This is a genomic window from Croceibacterium aestuarii (assembly GCF_030657335.1).
GTDB lineage: Bacteria > Pseudomonadota > Alphaproteobacteria > Sphingomonadales > Sphingomonadaceae > Croceibacterium_B > Croceibacterium_B aestuarii.
In genome coordinates this window covers 825,092-842,444 of record NZ_CP131039.1, presented here as the reverse complement: position 1 = coordinate 842,444, position 17,353 = coordinate 825,092, and the positions used below count along the sequence as shown (strand labels likewise).

Below are 17,353 nucleotides of genomic sequence, written 5' to 3'. Positions count from 1 at the left end.
GGCCTATGCCGCGTACACGATGGACGCAGCGCTAGGCCAGACCTCCCCAGCTCGCAATGCATCCGGCCGGCTGGCTATCGAGGCTCGCGGGCTGGTCAAGCGCTTCGACGGCACGCTTGCGGTCGACGGGATCGACCTTTCGGTGCCGGTGGGCGCGATCTACGGCATCCTGGGGCCCAATGGCGCGGGCAAGACGACGACGCTGCGCATGATCCTTGGCATCATCGATCCGGATTCGGGCGTGCGCCGTGTGCTCGGGCACGACCGACCGAGCGAAATTGCCCGGCTGATCGGCTACCTGCCCGAAGAGCGCGGGCTCTATCCGTCGATGAAGGCCTACGAGGCGATCGCCTTCATGGGCGCGCTGCGCGGTCTGCCGCTCAAGCGAGGGCGGGTTCGCGGCCGCGAGCTGCTCGAGGAGCACGGGCTGCCGGCCGACCGGCAGATCCGGCAGATGTCGAAGGGCATGGCGCAGCAGGTCCAGCTGCTCGGCACGCTGGTCCACGAGCCGCAGCTGGTGGTGCTCGACGAACCGTTCTCGGGCCTCGACGCGATCAACCAGGGCAAGCTCGAACGCCTGATCCGCGATCTTGCGGCCGAAGGCACGACTGTGATCTTCTCGACCCACGTCATCGCCCATGCCGAGCGCTTGTGCGACGAAGTGGCGATCATTGCCGGGGGCAAGGTGCCGTACGCCGGCTCGGTCGACGCCGCGCGCGACCGCATTCCGGCGCAGGTCCGGCTCGAGACGCGCAGCAAGGACGGCCCGTGGCGCGCCGCGCTGCCGCCTGCGACCCGCGCCGAGGGCAATTTCTGGAACTTTCCCCTCCCCGAAAGCGGCATCGAGCCGCTGCTGCGCGCGTTGATCGAGGGCGAGGCGGGCATCCTCTCGCTGTCGATCGAACGGGCCGGATTGCACGACGCCTTCGTCGCCATTGCCGGCGAGGCCGCGGCCCGCGCGCTCGAAGAGGAAAGCCCGGTCGGGGTGCGCCGATGAGCGAGCAGACCCCCAAGTCGCGCCTCTCGCTGCTCGCCGCGGCGGCGGTCATTGCCCGGCGCGATTTTACCGCCATCCTGTTCAGCCGGGTCTTCTTCTTCTTTCTCCTCGGGCCGCTGTTCCCGATCATCGTCGGCGCGCTCGCCGGCGGCATCGGCAGTTCGCTCGATTCGAGCGCCGGCGAGCCCGAGATCGCCATCGCCATGAGCGCCTCCGACGAAGCCCGGCTGTTCGCTGCGCACAAGTCGCTGCGCGCCCAGCTCGGCCCGGCCATGCCGCAGATTCGCGAAGTCGCGCAGGTGCCCGAGGGCGAGACCTATGACGCGCGCGCACTGCTGGCCCGGCGTGACAGCAACATCGCTGCGGTCCTCTCGGGGACACTCGAGCACCCGGTGCTAACCGCACCCGAAAGCCGCCTGACCGCGTTCCGCGGCAGCGTCGCCCTGCTCGCGGCCACTGCACTGGGCAAGTCGCCCCAGGCCTTCCCGCCGGTTGCCACGCAGGTCGTCGCGACCAGCGGCGCCTCGGCCAAGCGAGCCCGCCTCGCCACCGCGCAGGCGGGGCAGACCCTGCTATTCCTGCTGATCATGCTGCTCGCCGGCATGGTGCTGTCGAATCTCGTCGAGGAAAAGGCCAACAAGATCATCGAGATTCTCGCCGCGGCGATCCCGATGGACTCGGTGTTCATGGGCAAGCTGTTCGCCATGCTCGGCGTATCGCTGGTCGGCATTGCTTTGTGGGGCACGGTGATCGGCAGCCTCGTCACCCTTGCGGACATGCAGGGGCCGGTCGCCAGCTTCGTCGACTTGAGCAAGCTGCCCGAGCCGGGGGTGGGCTGGCCGCTCTTCTTCCTGTTCGGAGTGATCTATTTCTCGATGGGCTACCTGCTGCTCGGCTCGATCTTCCTCGCCATCGGCTCGCTGGCAACGACGGTGCGCGAAGTGCAGACGATGTCGATGCCGGTGACCATGAGCCAGGTGCTTCTCTTCTTCTTCGCCAGCTACGCGATGGGCAAGCCAGGCGAACCGGTCGAACTGCTGGCCATCGCCTTCCCGCTGTCCTCGCCCTTCGCGATGCTCGCCCGCGCTGCGCTCGACGATGCGGTGCTGCCGCACGTTTTCGCGGTGCTATGGCAGGCGCTGTGGGTCTACATCGCGGTGCGCCTCGGCGCCCGGCTGTTCCGCAAGCGGGTGATGAAATCCGGCCCGCAACCGGTGAAGAGGAAGAAGCGCTTCGCCCTTCTCCGCCGGTCTGCACTGGAAACGGCTGACGGGCTCGCCCGGAACATGTAGGCTCTCGTTCAGGAACGGTTCGCCCTGCCTGTGCATAAAGAGAGTTGTCATGACCCAAACCAACGCCACCCGCCGCACCGCCCTGACCTGGCTCGGAGCCGGGTCGGCCGCCACGTTCCTCGCCGCCTGCGGATCCGCGCCGGCCTCGGCCAAGACCTTCAAGGTCTCCTACACCGACGCCGAATGGAAGAAGCGCCTGACCAAGGATCAGTACGACGTGCTGCGCCACGAAGCGACCGAGCGGCCGTTCAGCTCGCCGCTCAACGACGAACACCGCAAGGGCACCTTCGTGTGTGCCGGGTGCAAGAACGAGCTCTATTCGAGCGCGACCAAGTTCGAAAGCGGCACCGGCTGGCCAAGTTTCTGGAAGCCGCTGCCGGGGGCGGTGGGCACCTCGACCGACTTCAAGCTCGGCTATCCGCGCACCGAAGTACACTGCGCCGATTGCGGCGGGCACCTGGGCCACGTTTTCAAGGATGGCCCCAAGCCGACAGGCCTACGCTACTGCATGAACGGCGACGCGATGCTGTTTCGCCCCGCCTGACGCGGGTGACCCGCCAGCGCGCCCTCGTCAGGCGCCGGACTGGTTCGATTTCAAACCCTGGAGATAGGCGGCGATCCGCGCGAGGTCGGCGAACTGCAGCAGGCTGTCGAAGATCAGGCCGTACGTGCTGCCCTGGCGCCAGCGCACCTTGGTCTCGACCTCGGGAAGGCCGCCGCCGGTCATGCGCAGGCGCTGCTCGATCGCCAGCCGCGTGTTGCATTCGATCTGCGCGCCCTGCAGCGAGATGTTGCGCAGTTCGGCATCGAAACGCCCGGTCAGCCCCGACAGAGTAACCGGCAATTCGAGGTTGAGCCGGATCGGCCGCTTGGGCCACTTGCCGCGCCCTTCGAGGACGCGGTCGAGATCGACTTCGGCGGCGAAACGGAAACCGGCCCGGCCTTCCCTTTCCCACACCGTCTCGAGCGGCAGGCGATCGCCGTTGGGCATCTCGAGCGAGAGAGCGCGATCGGACGGCAGAGGGTGGAACAGGCGGACGCTGACACCGGTCGCCGAGACGTCGCTCACCACGCAGAGGAATTCGCCGGAAGCTCCGACGAGCTTCGCGGTGCGGATCAGCGGCGTGTAGCGAGCCGCTGTCCGCTGATCGGAGCCCTCACCGGACCCAAGCTCAGCGACGGGCGGCGCCGTAGAGCTGGCGGCCTGCGTCATGTTCCCTGCTTCCTGTCTCGCCCCGGCTTCGAAAAGGGGGTTAGTCCCGATGCCGAAATGCCACGCTTACGGTTGCCGAACCGATAACCCTGGCTCAGCATTCCCCGCTAGAAGCGACGCAAGTTGGTTAACCGTTTGCCTTCGGCCAGTCTCCGGCCGCCAGGAAGGCGCTGGCGCAGCCGGCGAGGAAGGCCGCGCCGCGCGGCAGGACAGTTTCGTCGACCATCATCCGGCTCGAATGGATCGAGCAGCAGTTGCGCCAGTCGGCGCCGGCCTCGGCCACGCCGAGAAAGCACATTGCCCCGGGGACCTTCTCGAGGACGTAGGAGAAGTCTTCCGCCCCCATCAGCGGCGCTTCGAGACGCAGGAACTCGCCGCCGAGATCGGTCGCGACCTGCTCGGCAAGGTCGACGGCGCGCGGATCGCAAATCGTCGGCGGGAAGCCCTCGGTGATGAGCACCTCGGCTGTGCAATCGTGCGCGCGGGCGATGTTCTCTGCGACGCGGTGGATGTCCTCGCGCACGGCCTTGCGCGCAGCGGGCGTCAGCGTGCGCATAGTGCCCTTGAGACGGGCGAAATCGGGCACGATGTTATGCGCGCTGCCCGAATCGAGCTGGGTTATCGTCACCACCACCGCCTCCGCCGCGTCGAACCGGCGGGTGACCATTGCCTGCAGTGCCATGACGATTTCGCAGGCCACCGGGACCGGGTCGCGCGTGTCGTGCGGCATCGAGGCATGGCCGCCGCGGCCGGTGACCTTGATGTCGATCATGTCGGCTGCCGCAAGCAGGGTCCCCGCCCGTCCGCCGATCGTATCGTGCGGCGCATTGGGCATGATATGGAGCGCGAAGGCGGCGTCGGGCAGCGCCACGCCGTCATCGCCGCCGCCCAGCAATCCGTCGTCGATCATGAAACGGGCGCCGTGAAACCCTTCCTCGCCCGGCTGGAACATGAAGCGCACCTCGCCGGCGAGTTCGTTCGCGCGCGCCGCCAGCACCCGTGCCGCGCCGGCCAGCATCGCCGTGTGCGTGTCGTGCCCGCAGGCGTGCATTCGCCCCGCTATCGTCGAGGCGAAGTCGAGCCCGGTCAGCTCGTCCATGGGCAGCGCGTCCATGTCCCCGCGCAGCAGCACGCACTTGCCGGGTTTGCCCGCATTGAGCACCGCCACCGCGCCCGTGCACGAGGACCCCTCGCGCCATTCGAGCGGCAGGTCGGCAAGCTCGTCCCGCACCTTGGCCAGCGTTTTCGGCGTTTCCAGCCCGAGCTCGGGCTCGGCGTGGATGGCGCGGCGCAGCGCAGTGATGCGGCCGGCGATTGCGCGCGAGTCTTCGAGCAGGGCCTTGGTCAACATGGCCGGTTTCTAGCACCGGTCATGGCGCCTCGCCAGCCGCGGGCGCCGCAGGCGAATAGGCTGGGAGCCGCGCCATGACGTACCAGGCCAGCGCACCGAGCGCGACATAGGTGGCGACCCCGCCGACCGCGACCGCGATCGCGACGGTCACCGCGGTCGCGGAGCCGGCGAGCCAGCCGATGGCGCCCGCCAGCACCACGAACCCGGCGAGACGCCCGAACAGCGCATAGCGCGCGTGCCCGGTCGAATGCAGCACCGGTTCGAAGGCCACGCTGGCGAGCTCGAGGCTGGCGGCGAAGGTGAGCGGCACGAGCACCGCGTAGCCGGCATCGAAGTCGGACCCGCCGATGAGGTCGAGCAGCGGCTCGCCCAGCACGACCGCGAGAACGACCACCACCGCGCCGGCCGCAGCGGCGATCAGCGAGGTCTGCCGCACAAGGCGGCGGAATTCGGCGTGCTCCGCGGAGACGCGGGCGCGGTTGATCTCGGCATAGGCGGCGCGCGTCAGCAGCACCGAGAGCTTGCCCAGCCCTTGGCTGAGCTGGGCTGCGAGGCGGTAGAGGCCGGCGGCGCGGGTGCCCACGAGGTATCCGACCGCCAGCAGCGGTCCCTGCTTGACTGCAGCGTCGAGCGTCGAGCTGGCGAACGCGACGAGCGAGAAGCGCACGATTCCCGGGTTGTCGTCGGTCGCCAGCCGCCAGTCCTTGAGATGTCGCAGACTCACAGATTCGGGGCACAGCCGCCGCGACAGCATCCAGTAACCCGCGGCCTCGATCAGATCGATCGCCGCCCAGGCGGCAAGGAAATAGACCACCTTGGGGTCGACGAGCCAGATCGCCACCGCGGCAACGAGGCGCAAGGTGGGCACCAGCGCCTCGACATAGACCCCGAGGTCGAAGCGATCGAGCGCGCGCACGATTCCGGTCGGCGTCGAAACCAGCGCGAAGAGGCTGGCGACGGTGAACCAGAAAGCGGCGACGAGGTACTTGGGATTGAGGTCGAGCGCGTCGCTGAACTGGAAGTAGATAAGCCAGGCGACGACCACGCCGAGCAGCGCACTGCCGAGGTCGAGCAGGGCCGAGAGCATCGACAGCCGCCCGAACGCAGCCCAGTTGCCGGCATGCACGTGGCCGGCGCCATACCGTACCACGACGCGCCAGGTTTGCAGGCCCGACAAGGCAACGAGCGCCTGCGCGGAGCCGAAAATGAGCGAGAAGTGGCCGAAATCCTTCAGCCCGAGCGAACGGGCGAGAATTGCGAGGTAAACGAGGCTGCACACCGCCCCGAAACCCTTGCCGCCCAGCAGCCAGGCGGTGTTCGCCAGCATGCGGCCGAGCAGCGATCGGGGCTGGGTAGGGGCAGGCATGGCGCTTGCGCTTTGGACCAGCAAGGCGAGGGGTGCAAGCGACGAGCCCCGTTAAGCTTCCATCGCGCCGCGCCGCCCGCTAGACGCGCGCGATGATCGAGAACGCCATCCTGCTGAGCGCCGGCCAGGGCAGCCGCCTGCTTCCGCTGACCGCCGAACGCCCGAAATGCCTGATCGACTTCTCCGGCCGCTCGCTGCTCGGCTGGCAGATCGAGATGCTCGCCCGCGGCGGCGTGAAGCGGATCGACGTCGTCACCGGCTTCATGACCGACATGGTCGAGACGCATCTCGCCGAAATCGCCGATCCGCGGGCGGAAGTCCACGTCCACTTCAACCCGTTCTACAAGGTTGCCGACAATCTCGGCTCATGCTGGATCGTGCGCGAACGGATGGCCGCTGGCGACTTCCTCATACTCAACGGCGACACGCTGGTCTGCGAAGAGATCGTCGCCAGGGTCCAGCAGGGTTCGCCTTGGCCGGTGACCGTGACCGTCGACGTCAAGGATGAATACGACAGCGACGACATGAAGGTCGAGCACGCCGCCGACGGGCGGCTGGTGCATATCGGCAAGACGCTGACGGCCGAACGCTCGAACGCGGAGTCGATCGGATTCCTCGCCTTCCGCGGCGAAGGGACGGAACTGTTTCGCGAGGCGGTGCGGCAGGCCATGCGCACGCCCGACGGCGTCAATCACTGGTACCTGAAAGTCATCGACACCCTCGCCGCCAGCGGCAAGGTCGGCACCTGTTCGATCGAGGGACTGGCTTGGGCCGAGGTCGATTACCTCAACGATATCGAGGATGCGACCGCCCTGACCGCCAGTTGGGTCTAGGCGAGCAACGCTTCGATAGCGTCGGCGGCCTTCTCGATAGCATCGGGACCGGTTTCGCCCTCGAGCCAGGGGTGGCGCCCCACCGCAGCGACGACGGCCGCTTCCTGCTCCTTCTTGCGCGCCGGCTGCTCGCGAATGGCGCGTGCGATTCCTGGCCCGATGTCGTCGTCGGGCCCGATGACCGGCCCGAACGCCCACATCGCGTAATCGGCATTGCCCCGCCACTCCGCCGCGTGGGCGTTCAGGAACAGACAGGGCCGCGGGCGAACGAGAAACTCGTACACCTGGCTGCTCACGTCGCCGACGTAGATATCGCAGCCCAGCGTGTAATCCATGTTGAACGAATGCTCCGAGCCGAGGTCGACGATGACGCGCCCGGGAACGGCGCGCGCTTCCCAGTTCGCGCGTTCGGCGTCGCTCCAGTGTTCGGCGAGCCGGACATGGGGGGCAATTACCAGATCGTATTCGTCGCCCGCCAGCACGAACGCCCGCAGACGTTCGGCGAATGTCGAGAACGAGGAAAGCGCGCTTTCGAAGTGCGGGTTGTAGAGTATCGCCGGCCGCTTCGAGGCGAACGGCCGGCTGCGCTCCAGACCCATGCGGCTCATCGCCGCGAGCTTGACCCCGCCGACCGCCAGGCAACGCTCGGGCGTGACCAGTCCCTCGGCCAGCATTCGCTCTCGATCCTTCTCGCCGGCGACGAAGACCATGTCGAACCGGGCGATCCTGCGCTCGAACCCCTTTGCCCGGTCGCCTGCACCGTGGGGGATATGCAACAGCGGCGGACATTTGCCCGGCAGCGATTTCAACAAGGTGGTCGTGCGCTCCGCGGTGAGCAGCGCGTCCGCATCGCGCAGCGGCCCGGCCCAGCGCACCACGCGCAGCCCCTTGTGCCAGCTGCGCGGCAAGACCGCGAGCGCCGCGGGCAAGCTCATCTCCCGGATCGGCACTTCGGGCAAGCCGATGTCGTTGCACAACTGGTGCGCTACGCGGGTCGCGCCCGGCGCCGCGTAGGCCATGACTTCGACCCTTCCGCGGCGGTGCAGCTCGGCCGCGACCGGCAGGACGTGCGCGAGCTGGTGCTCGCCGCCGATCAGGGAAACGTTGAGCCGGGGCACAGCCGTCAGCCGAACCGCCTCGTCAGTTCGGCGACGAGTGCCGTGCGCATCCTCTCGTCGGGCTTAACCGCATCGCCGAGCTGCGGCACCCCGGGCCAGCCGGCGTCGGCGAAAGCGACCCCGCCAAACTCGCGTTCGCCTTCGTAGCGCGCGATGACGTGGAAATGGACGTGGGGGTCTACCATCATCAGCATCAGGTAGTTGAGCTTCGCATAGCCGGTGAAATCGCGGAGCGCGGCCTCGATCGCCGCGGTGATCGTCTTGAGTTCGGCATGCGCCTCGCCCGGCAGGTCACCGAACGCGGTCGCGTCGCTCTTGGCCGCTAGCACGAGGCTTCCGAGCGTTGGCTGGGCGGGGCGCAGCAGCACGACCCAGTGGTCGAATTCCTTGATCAGCGTTGCCGGCCAGCCGAATTTCCGGATCGTTTCGTTCATCGCCTCACCCTTGCGCCAGCCACGAGATGACCGGCTCGCCCCGTCGCTGCTGCGCCGCAGCCTGAATCAGCCGCACGAGGTGCACGGCGCAGCTCAGCACGGTCCACACCGCCACCGCGACGATGCCGATATCGGGGCGGCCGAACAGCAGCGAAACGAACAGGATCACCATGTTCGGATTGCGCCTCGCCGTGACCAGCCGGAAGCGGCTGTCGAACCTTTCCCAGACATGGATGTGAATGCCGCCGAACCGGGCGATGAAGACCCCCTCGATCAGCCGCTGCACGATATAGCCGCCGAGAATCGCGCCCTGGACCCACCAGAAGAGGATCTCGGAAAGGCCAAGGCCCCAATAGCTCAGGCCGGTGGTCCAGAACCACCACCAGAACGGCGGGTGGACGAGGTCGATGCCGTGGTCGAGCACGTCGCCCAGCCGGCTCGAGGTTATCGTGCAGCGCGCCAGCTTGCCGTCCACGGTATCGAGCACCATGAACACGAAACCCATCGCCATGCCGAGCCAGTATTGTCCGTGCGCAAAGGCGACGGTCGCGGCGATGCACAGCACCGCGCCGATTGCGCTCACCGCATTGGGGCTGAGCCCGAGCCAAGCGGCAAGCCGCGTCAGCCACAGCGCCAGCTCGGGCCAGAGGTATTTAGTCAATAGGTCGGTGACGCCCTTGTAGGCGCCGAAATAGCTCGCCCGCTCGATCGCCCGGCGGGTCTCGGCGGTCAGGATCATGAGGAAGGGGCGCTCGCGCTTGCGCAGGGCCTTGTTCTCGATCGCAGCGCCGTCCTCGTAAGCCAGCGAAAGCAGGTCTGCGGGCACCGGTCCCTCACCCCGCATCGCGGCGCGCAGGCCCGCAGCCTCCTGCTCGCCGCGTGCGTGACCCAGCACCGGCGCTTCGCCTAACGTCAGCACCACGCCGGGATGAGCGGCGACATGGGCCAGCCAGGCGGGATCGAAAGCGTATGCGGCATTGGCCAGCACGACCGGCGCGCCGGTCCCGCCGAGCCCCAACTTAGCCGCCATCCGGCGCACGCGTTCGCCGGTGTCGAGACCCCACAGCCGGACCGGGTTGGCGCCGACGGTTTCGACGGAAATGGCAGGCTCGGTCTCGCTCATAGGCCACCAGCGATTAAGGCCGGTGCTGGCCAAGCGCAAGAAAGCCCTAGCTTCAAGGCAGACCCGACGGGTATGCGCTTCGCGCAATGAGCGACGGCATCAAGACCTTCGACGAGCTGCCGCGGCCGGCGCCGGGCTCGAGCGCCGCGGCGGGTGACGCGCGCAGCACCCCCCGCGCCGTCCCTTTGGTCGGGGTCATCCGCAATCGCCGCAGTTATCGCAACAGAGGCCGCGAGCAGGGCGCGGCGCCCGGTGCCGATGTCATTGTCGAAACGACGACCAAGCGCCGCGAGCTGTTCGGAGTGCTCGATTCCTTCGCTGCCAAGGGAGTCGACTACCTCGCCATTTCCGGCGGCGACGGCACGGTGCGCGACGTCCTTACGTGCGGGGCTGCCATCTTCGGCGACGACTGGCCAACGCTCATCGTCCTGCCCAAGGGCAAGACCAATGCCCTCGCCGCAGATATCGGTGCGCCCGACCACTGGTCGCTCGCCTCGGCGATGGAATCCGCCCGTGCGGGCAGGTCTGTGACGCGGTGCCCGCTGATCGTGTCGGAGGCCGCCGATCCGCAGTCGCGGGTACAGGGCTTCCTGCTGGGCGGCGGGGTGTTCCACCGCACCATTCGGCTCGGACAGGACGCGCATCGCTGGGGCGCGTTCAACGCCGCCGCCGTCGGCCTGACTGCGGCCTGGGCGCTCGGCCAGGCGCTCCTGGCGGGGAACGATAACCCATGGCGCCAGCGCTCGCTCCTGCGGATTACCCTGCCCGGCAACGAGCCTCTCCCGGGCGGCGACCAGCGCTATGTCATGATTGCCTCGACCCTCGAAAATTTCCCGCTCGGGCTCAAGCCGTTCGGCGACCTCCGCGAAGGACTCAAGGCGAGCGTTCTCGACACCGCGGCGCGGCGCAGTCTGCTGCGCTTGCCGCTGGTCGCAATCGGTCGCCGCAATCGGGAAAGCGGCTATCACTGCTTTGCCGCCGATTGCTTCGGCTTCGAGACCGACGAGCCGTTCATCCTCGACGGCGAGGCCTTTCCCCCGGGCAACTACCGCGTCTCGACCGGCCCCTCGCTGACCTTCGTCGCGCCGTGAGCGAAGCTCTCGAAGCGCGGGTCGCGGCGATGCTTGCGCGCGAGGTGCGGCCCGAAGTCGCCCACCAGGCGCAGCTGCTCGGCGAGGAGGCAGCGGGCGTGGCGGTGCTGTTCTACGGCTCCAATCTCAGGACCGGATCGCTCGAAGGAGTGCTCGACTACTACGTCCTGGTGCCTGGCCCGCCCGAGACCGGCCTGTGGCCAAAGGTTTCCTACCGCGAGTGGGACGATGCGGCGACGGGGGAGAGACTGCGTGCCAAGGTCGCCGAGATGTCGCTCGCCAAGTTTGCCGAGGCGGCGCGCGGCGAAAGCCTCGATACGACGATCTGGGCGCGTTTCGTGCAACCAAGCGCGCTGGTCTGGGCACGCGACGAAGCGGCTGCCGGCGCAGTCGGCGAGGCGATTGCCGGGGCGGCGCGCACCGCCGCCCGGCTCGCTGCCGCGCTTGGCCCGGCGGAAGGCCAGGCCGACGACTACTGGCGGGCTCTGTTTCGCGCCACCTACCGCGCCGAACTGAGGGTCGAGGCACCAGGCCGAGAAGATTCGATCCTCGCCGCGAATCCGGCGCATTTCGACGGGCTCTTACGCGCGGCGCTGTCTTCGGCCAGGATACCGTTCCGCGACGATGGCAGCCGTCTGGCGCCGCAGCTCGAACCGGACGAGCGGCGGCGCATCTTGCGCTGGTGGAACACGCGCCGCAGGCTCGGCAAGCTGCTCAACGCCGCGCGCCTGGTACGCGCCAACTCGACCTTCGCCGGGGCGCCGCGCTACATCGCCTGGAAGATCGAGCGTCATACCGGCGTCGCGGTCGAGATCACCCCGTGGCGCGAGAAGCATCCCTTGCTCGCGGCACCGGGCGTGCTGTGGCGCGTGTGGCGCGCACGCCGAGACCGGCGATGACGCCGCCGGTTCTGATCCTCGCTGGAAGCCGCCCCAACGGCCTGGACTCCGTCGCCGCGGCCGAGGGCGTGCCGCACAAGGTGCTCGCCCGGGTCGGCGAGACGACGCTGCTAGAGCGCGTGGTCGTGGCAGCGCGAGCTTATGGCGCGAGCGAAGTCCTCGTGGCCGCAAATCATCCAGAGGTCGAGGACGAGGTCCGGCGGCTGGGCGCAACGCTGCTGCCTACCGCGAGCGGGCCGAGTGAAAGCGTGGCGCTCGCCTTCGAGCGCACCGGCGCGCCGCTGCTGGTGACCACTGCCGACCACGCCCTGCTCGAACCGGGCTGGCTCGCGGCGCTGGTCGCGGGTACCCCGCCGGACACCGACGTTTCGCTCATGCTCGCACGGCGCGCAGCGGTCGAGACGGCCGCACCGGGCAGCAAGCGGACCTGGCTCTCGCTGGCCGACGGCGACTGGTCGGGCTGCAACCTGTTCTTCCTCGCCACCCCCACCACGCCGCTGGCCATCGCCGCCTGGCGCCGCGTCGAGGCCGACCGCAAGCGCCCATGGCGGATCGCCGCCCGGCTCGGCTGGGGGACGCTGTGGAATTTCCTGACCGGCCGCCTGACGATGGCGCAGGCCGTCGAACGGATCGGGCGGCGCATCGGCATCGTCGCGGCATTGGTCGAGGCGCCCGACGGACGGGCCGCGATCGATGTCGACAAACCTGCCGACCTCGCGCTGGTACGCGCGCTGGCCGACCCTCAGAAGTAGCGCATTGCAATCGTTATGGGCTTGGCCGCATTGCCGACCTCGAACGCGGTCTTGCTGTAGCTCGGCTTGCCCAGATTGAAGATGTTGATCGAGGGGTTGTTCGACATGCCGCCGCCGTCTTCGCGCAAGTCGGTGTCGCCATTGCCGTTAAGGTCGTGGCGCACGGCGATGGCGTACGTTCCGGCGACCGGCACCGGCATGCAGAACGTCATCTGCCCGGCCTTGGCCGGGGTTTCGATCCGGTAGATCCATTTGCCCTTCTGCAGCCAGTCGGACGCCGTGCCGCGATAGAGCTGGACGCGAATCTTGCCCTGTGACGCCTTGACGCCATTGACGGTGATCCACACCGCCGGGCGATCGCCCCGGCAGGCGGCCGGGTTGTTGGGGATCGTATTGCGGTAGCTCACGCCTTGCGCGCCCGCGACGCTGGCGCTGGCCAGCGCGGCAAGCGCAAGGCCGGCGGCGGCAAGGCGAGGGGGGACAGCGCGGCTCATCAACTCGAACTCCATCAGTCTTCGTGCGCCGGGGCGCGAGATAATCGTCTGGCAGGTGAAATGGCCCCGTTCGGCGGGATTTCTAGCAAAGTGCGCTGAATAGCCTGTGAACTCGCCCGACAGGACCGCTAAAGCGCCGCGCCGCGCCCTTGCCGCGGTGGATAAAGCCGGGTGCCGGTTTATGCCCCGGTCTCCTGCCGCTAAGGCAACGAAGCAAATCCATGGCTAGACCCCTTATCTCACCCTCCATCCTGTCGGCCGATTTCGCACGGCTGGGCGAGGAAGTGCGCGCGATCGACAGGGCGGGGGCCGACTGGATCCACGTCGACGTGATGGACGGGCACTACGTCCCCAACCTCACCATCGGCCCGGCGGTGGTGCAGGCGCTGCGTCCGCACAGCGACAAGACTTTCGACGTCCATCTGATGGTCAGTCCGATCGATCCGTGGCTCGAGCCGTTTGCCGAGGCCGGGGCCGACATCATCACCGTTCACCCCGAAGCCGGGCCCCACATCCACCGTTCGGTGCAGGCGATCAGGGCGCTGGGCAAGAAGGCCGGCATCTCGCTCAATCCCGGAACCCCGGCCAAGATGCTCGATTACCTCATCGAGGAGGTCGATCTGGTGCTGGTGATGAGCGTCAATCCAGGCTTCGGCGGGCAGAGCTTCATCGCCAGCCAACTCAAGAAGATCGAAGCAATCCGCGCGATGATCGACAAACGCGGGCTAGAGGTCCTCATCGAGGTCGATGGGGGAGTCACCGCCGAGACCGCGAAGCAATGCATTGCGGCCGGAGCGGACGTGCTGGTCGCCGGATCGGCGACCTTCAAGGGCGGGCCCGACTGCTACGCCGCCAACATTGCTGCGCTGCGCGGGAACACGCCATGAGCGACCGGGCAGTCCAGGCCATGCTTCCCCTCGGGGTCGAGGAACTGGATGCCGAGCCGGCCGACGAGGGCGGCGACGCCATGGCCATCCCGCTCTCCGCTACCGAGGAAGAGCCGCTCGCCGCCGGGGTCGAAGAGGAAGCAATCCCGCCGGCGCCCAGCGAACTGATCGAGCCGGGCCGTGCACTGGTCATCTCCGACTTCGTCCCGCCGGAGGTTTCGGCCGGCGAACGGCTGATCCGGCTCGCCTACCGCCTCGGCATACCCGGTTCGGCTCTCGCCGCCCCATTTCGCAAGCATCCGGCTCCGCGCCTGCTGGCGACGGTCGAGAACCCGCTGCCGGGCGATCCGGTGGCCGGGACCGCCCTGCGCGCCGGGCATTTCATCGTCCACGGGGTCAAGACCCCGATTGCCCATCTCGACTGTTCGCCGGTCGCCCGCCTGACCCCGCCGCTCGAACGCGTGGTGCACGGCTTCACCTGGCTCGCCGATCTCGAGGCCTGCGCCCCGCGCCAGCAATGCACTCAGACGGCCGAGCGGGTCCTGGCCGCCTGGCTCGAAGCCAATCCGAAGCCTGGCAAGGGCGCAGCCTGGCGCGTCGGCCACGCCGGTCAGCGTCTGCTCGGCTGGCTGGTCCACGCCCCGCTGCTGCTCGGCGGCAACGCCAAGCGGCTGCGTGCGCGCACCCTCGCAGCGGCGGTCGAGACCGCCCGCTGGCTCGACCGTAACGTAAGCAAGGCCGACGACCGGCTCGCCGAGGTTGCCGGGTGGTGCGGCATCGTCGCAGCCGGGCTGCTGCTGCCCGAGGGCAAGCCGCGGCGGCTGTTCGGCGAGGCAGGTCTGGTCCGCGCGCTCGGCGATCTCGTCGGCGACGACGGCGGCGTGCTGTCGCGCAGCCCGCTCGACCAGATGGAAGCGATCGCGCTGCTCACTCGGCTGACCGCCTGCTATCGCGCCACCCGGCGCGACCCGCCGCAGGCGATCGACGCGATGCTGCGGATGCTCGTGCCGCCGCTGCTCGCGATGATTCATGCGGATGGCGCGCTCGGCTCGTGGCAGGGATCGTCCGCGGTCGGCGAGGACAGGCTACGCGCGCTGATAGCGGCCAGCGGCGTGCGCACCCGCCCGCTCAAGGACGCCCGGCAGTGGGGCTACCAGCGCGTCACGGCCGGACGCTCGACGCTGCTGCTCGACGCCGCCCCGCCGCCGCTTGCCCGGCACAGCCGCCATGGCTGCGCCTCGACCCTGGCCTTCGAGCTCTCGCACGGGCCGAATCGGATCGTGGTCAACTGCGGCGGCGCGGCGACCGCCGGCGGGCTGGTCCCGGTGCGCATTGAGCAAGGCTTGCGCGCCACCGCCGCGCATTCGACGCTGGTGCTCGGCGATTCCAATTCCACCGCCGTGCTCATCAACGGCAAGCTCGGCAGCGGCGTGACGGAAGTCGAGGTCGATCGCCGGCTGGCCGAGGCCGGCAAGTCGCAGGCGACGCGGATCGAGGCGAGCCACGACGGCTACGTCTCGCGTCTCGGACTGGTCCACCGCCGCATCCTGATCTTGCGCGACGACGGTACCGAACTGCGCGGTGAGGACCTGCTGGTACCGGCCGGAAAGAAGGGCAAGCGCGGCAAGGTTCCCTATGCCATCCGCTTTCATCTCGGACCGGCGGTCGAAGCGAGCCTGACCGACACCGGGCGCGGCGCACACCTCGCCTTGCGCGACGGAACCTACTGGCAGTTTCTCGCCCCGCGCAGCGAGGTGACGATAGACGAGAGCCTGTGGATCGACGGCGAGGGCCGCCCCCACCCGGTGCAGCAGCTCGTCATCGAAGGTATGGAATCGCGCGGCGGGGGAAGCTTCGCCTGGCTGTTCAAGAAGATAGGTCAGTTCGAATGAGCAAGGTGACCATCAGGCGGGCGCTCCTGTCGGTGTCCGACAAGAGCGGATTGGCCGATCTCGGCAGCAAGCTCGCCAAGGCCGGCGTGGAGCTGATCTCGACCGGAGGCACGGCGCAGGCCCTGCGCGAAGCCGGGCTCGACGTGCGCGACGTTTCCGAGGTGACCGGCTTCCCCGAAATGATGGATGGCCGGGTCAAGACCCTTCACCCGCTGATCCACGGAGGCTTACTGGCAGTCCGCGACGATCCCGAACACGCCGCGGCGATGGAAGCGCACGATATCGCCGCGATCGATCTGGTGGTCGTCAATCTCTATCCGTTCGAGGAAACCGTGATGCGCGGCGCCGACCGCGACACGGTTATCGAGAACATCGATATCGGTGGGCCGAGCATGGTCCGCTCGGCGGCCAAGAACCACGCTTACGTGACCATCGTCACCGATCCGGCGGACTACGACACGCTGTACGAGGAGCTGGCCGCGAACGACGGGGCGACGACGCTCGATTTCCGCAGGAAGATGGCCGCCAAGGCCTTCGCCGCAACCGCCGCCTACGACGCGATGATCAGCCAGTGGTTCGCCTTCGCCGACCAGGGCCAGATGTTCCCCGACATGATCGCGGTGAACGGCCGCAAGCTAGCCGAGCTGCGGTACGGCGAGAATCCTCATCAGAAAGCGGCGGTCTACGAACCGCTCGGCCCGCACATCGCCGGTCTGCCACAAGCCGAACAGGTCCAGGGCAAGGAACTGAGCTACAACAACTACAACGACGCCGACGCCGCGCTCGAGCTGTGCGCCGAGTTCAAGGGCCAGGACCCGGCGGTCGTCATCGTCAAGCACGCCAACCCGTGCGGCGTGGCCCAGGGACCGAGCCTACTGCGAGCCTGGACCGACGCGCTGCAATGCGACAGCGTTTCGGCGTTCGGCGGCATCGTCGCGGTCAACCGCCCGCTCGACGGCCCGACCGCCGAGGCGATCTGCGAGATTTTCACCGAAGTGGTCGTCGCCCCCGGGGCGGACGATGCGGCACGCGCCGCGTTCGCGAAAAAGAAGAACCTGCGCCTGCTGCTGATCGACGAGCTGCCCGACCCGCGGCGCGGGGGCTTGCAGCTCAAGCCGATCGCCGGCGGCCTGCTGGTGCAAAGCCGCGACAACGGCGCGATTTCGGCCGCCGACCTCAAAGTGGTCACCAAGCGCGAGCCGACCGAGCAGGAACTCAAGGATTGCCTGTTCGCCTGGACCGTCGCCCGCCACGTCAAGTCGAACGCCATCGTCTATGCGAAGGATGGCGCGACCGCGGGCATTGGGGCGGGCCAGATGAACCGCCGCGATTCGGCACGCATAGCCGCGATCAAGGCGAGCGAGGCGGCAGAAGCCTATGGCTGGAAATCTCCCAGGACCAAGGGCAGCGCGGTCGCTTCCGACGCCTTCTTCCCCTTCGCCGACGGTCTGCTCGCCGCGGCCGAGGCCGGGGCAACGGCGGTGATTCAGCCGGGTGGCTCGATGCGCGACGACGAGGTCATCGCCGCGGCAGACGCGGCCGGTCTGGCGATGGTTCTTACCGGGATGCGCCATTTTCGGCACTAGCCGCTCGCAGTTCGTCGCATTCATA

The 17,353-nt window shown here is 68.3% G+C and carries 17 protein-coding genes; 10 read left to right on the top strand and 7 right to left on the bottom strand.

Features of this window, described 5'->3' with window-relative positions; genetic code table 11:
- Nucleotides 1-19 precede the first annotated feature (19 nt).
- From Q7I88_RS04045 to msrB, 3 genes are read left to right on the top strand one after another with little or no spacing between them, the layout of a single operon-like run.
- Entirely contained in the window at nt 20-997 is a 978-nt protein-coding gene (locus tag Q7I88_RS04045; protein WP_305097754.1) for an ABC transporter ATP-binding protein, read from the top strand.
- Nucleotides 994-2,289 carry an ABC transporter permease gene (locus Q7I88_RS04040; RefSeq protein ID WP_305097753.1) on the top strand — a complete coding sequence of 432 codons (1,296 nt, stop codon included), beginning with the start codon at nt 994-996 and terminating at the stop codon, nt 2,287-2,289. Before Q7I88_RS04045 ends, Q7I88_RS04040 begins: the two co-directional genes overlap by 4 nt.
- 49 nt (nt 2,290-2,338) lie before the next feature.
- Nucleotides 2,339-2,833, top strand: a complete 495-nt coding sequence (gene msrB / locus Q7I88_RS04035) for a peptide-methionine (R)-S-oxide reductase MsrB (protein WP_305097752.1) — start codon at nt 2,339-2,341, stop codon at nt 2,831-2,833.
- A 27-nt stretch (nt 2,834-2,860) separates the two neighbouring features.
- Here msrB and Q7I88_RS04030 read toward each other — a convergent pair whose 3' ends face one another.
- The 3 genes from Q7I88_RS04030 to Q7I88_RS04020 form a co-directional block, all read right to left on the bottom strand.
- Nucleotides 2,861-3,502 (bottom strand): PilZ domain-containing protein, encoded by a 642-nt coding sequence (locus Q7I88_RS04030; RefSeq protein ID WP_305097751.1) that lies wholly within the window; start codon nt 3,500-3,502, stop codon nt 2,861-2,863.
- 127 nt (nt 3,503-3,629) lie between these two features.
- Entirely contained in the window at nt 3,630-4,853 is a 1,224-nt protein-coding gene (locus Q7I88_RS04025) for a M20 metallopeptidase family protein (RefSeq protein ID WP_305097750.1), read from the bottom strand.
- A 19-nt stretch (nt 4,854-4,872) separates the two neighbouring features.
- Nucleotides 4,873-6,219, bottom strand: coding sequence for a lipopolysaccharide biosynthesis protein (locus Q7I88_RS04020; protein WP_305097749.1), 1,347 nt, complete (start codon nt 6,217-6,219; stop codon nt 4,873-4,875).
- A gap of 92 nt (nt 6,220-6,311) precedes the next feature.
- On the opposite strand from Q7I88_RS04020, the gene Q7I88_RS04015 reads away from it, so the two are divergent.
- Nucleotides 6,312-7,052, top strand: coding sequence for a phosphocholine cytidylyltransferase family protein (locus tag Q7I88_RS04015; RefSeq protein ID WP_305097748.1), 741 nt, complete (start codon nt 6,312-6,314; stop codon nt 7,050-7,052).
- Here the strand turns inward: Q7I88_RS04015 and Q7I88_RS04010 are convergent.
- From Q7I88_RS04010 to Q7I88_RS04000, 3 genes are read right to left on the bottom strand one after another with little or no spacing between them, the layout of a single operon-like run.
- On the bottom strand, nt 7,049-8,170 hold the full coding sequence (locus Q7I88_RS04010) for a CDP-glycerol glycerophosphotransferase family protein (protein ID WP_305097747.1): 1,122 nt from the start codon (nt 8,168-8,170) through the stop codon (nt 7,049-7,051). The two genes, Q7I88_RS04015 and Q7I88_RS04010, sit on opposite strands and share 4 nt — an antisense overlap.
- A 5-nt stretch (nt 8,171-8,175) precedes the next feature.
- Complete coding sequence (locus tag Q7I88_RS04005; protein ID WP_305097746.1) at nt 8,176-8,604, bottom strand: HIT family protein; 429 nt, start codon at nt 8,602-8,604, stop codon at nt 8,176-8,178.
- A gap of 4 nt (nt 8,605-8,608) precedes the next feature.
- Nucleotides 8,609-9,727: a CDP-alcohol phosphatidyltransferase family protein gene (locus Q7I88_RS04000; RefSeq protein WP_305097745.1), complete on the bottom strand. Its 1,119-nt coding sequence runs from the start codon at nt 9,725-9,727 to the stop codon at nt 8,609-8,611.
- 86 nt (nt 9,728-9,813) lie between these two features.
- Here Q7I88_RS04000 and Q7I88_RS03995 point away from each other — a divergent pair, with 86 nt between their 5' ends.
- The 3 genes from Q7I88_RS03995 to Q7I88_RS03985 are packed head-to-tail and all read left to right on the top strand — an operon-like array spanning nt 9,814 to nt 12,469.
- Nucleotides 9,814-10,818, top strand: a complete 1,005-nt coding sequence (locus tag Q7I88_RS03995; protein ID WP_305097744.1) for a diacylglycerol/lipid kinase family protein — start codon at nt 9,814-9,816, stop codon at nt 10,816-10,818.
- Complete coding sequence (locus Q7I88_RS03990) at nt 10,815-11,717, top strand: hypothetical protein (RefSeq protein WP_305097743.1); 903 nt, start codon at nt 10,815-10,817, stop codon at nt 11,715-11,717. Before Q7I88_RS03995 ends, Q7I88_RS03990 begins: the two co-directional genes overlap by 4 nt.
- The gene (locus Q7I88_RS03985; protein WP_305097742.1) at nt 11,714-12,469 is read left to right on the top strand and encodes a nucleotidyltransferase family protein; all 756 of its coding nucleotides are present in this window, start codon (nt 11,714-11,716) and stop codon (nt 12,467-12,469) included. The genes Q7I88_RS03990 and Q7I88_RS03985 overlap by 4 nt, the downstream gene beginning before the upstream one ends.
- Here the strand turns inward: Q7I88_RS03985 and Q7I88_RS03980 are convergent.
- Nucleotides 12,460-12,963 (bottom strand): DUF2141 domain-containing protein, encoded by a 504-nt coding sequence (locus Q7I88_RS03980; RefSeq protein WP_305097741.1) that lies wholly within the window; start codon nt 12,961-12,963, stop codon nt 12,460-12,462. The genes Q7I88_RS03985 and Q7I88_RS03980 overlap by 10 nt on opposite strands.
- A gap of 221 nt (nt 12,964-13,184) precedes the next feature.
- Between Q7I88_RS03980 and rpe the strand changes: the two genes are divergently transcribed.
- Genes rpe through purH form a run of 3 tightly spaced genes read left to right on the top strand, consistent with a single transcriptional unit; the run spans nt 13,185 to nt 17,328 of the window.
- Nucleotides 13,185-13,850: a ribulose-phosphate 3-epimerase gene (rpe, locus tag Q7I88_RS03975; RefSeq protein WP_305097740.1), complete on the top strand. Its 666-nt coding sequence runs from the start codon at nt 13,185-13,187 to the stop codon at nt 13,848-13,850.
- Entirely contained in the window at nt 13,847-15,742 is a 1,896-nt protein-coding gene (locus Q7I88_RS03970) for a heparinase II/III family protein (RefSeq protein WP_305097739.1), read from the top strand. Before rpe ends, Q7I88_RS03970 begins: the two co-directional genes overlap by 4 nt.
- Entirely contained in the window at nt 15,739-17,328 is a 1,590-nt protein-coding gene (gene purH / locus Q7I88_RS03965) for a bifunctional phosphoribosylaminoimidazolecarboxamide formyltransferase/IMP cyclohydrolase (RefSeq protein WP_305097738.1), read from the top strand. Before Q7I88_RS03970 ends, purH begins: the two co-directional genes overlap by 4 nt.
- Nucleotides 17,329-17,353 lie beyond the last annotated feature (25 nt).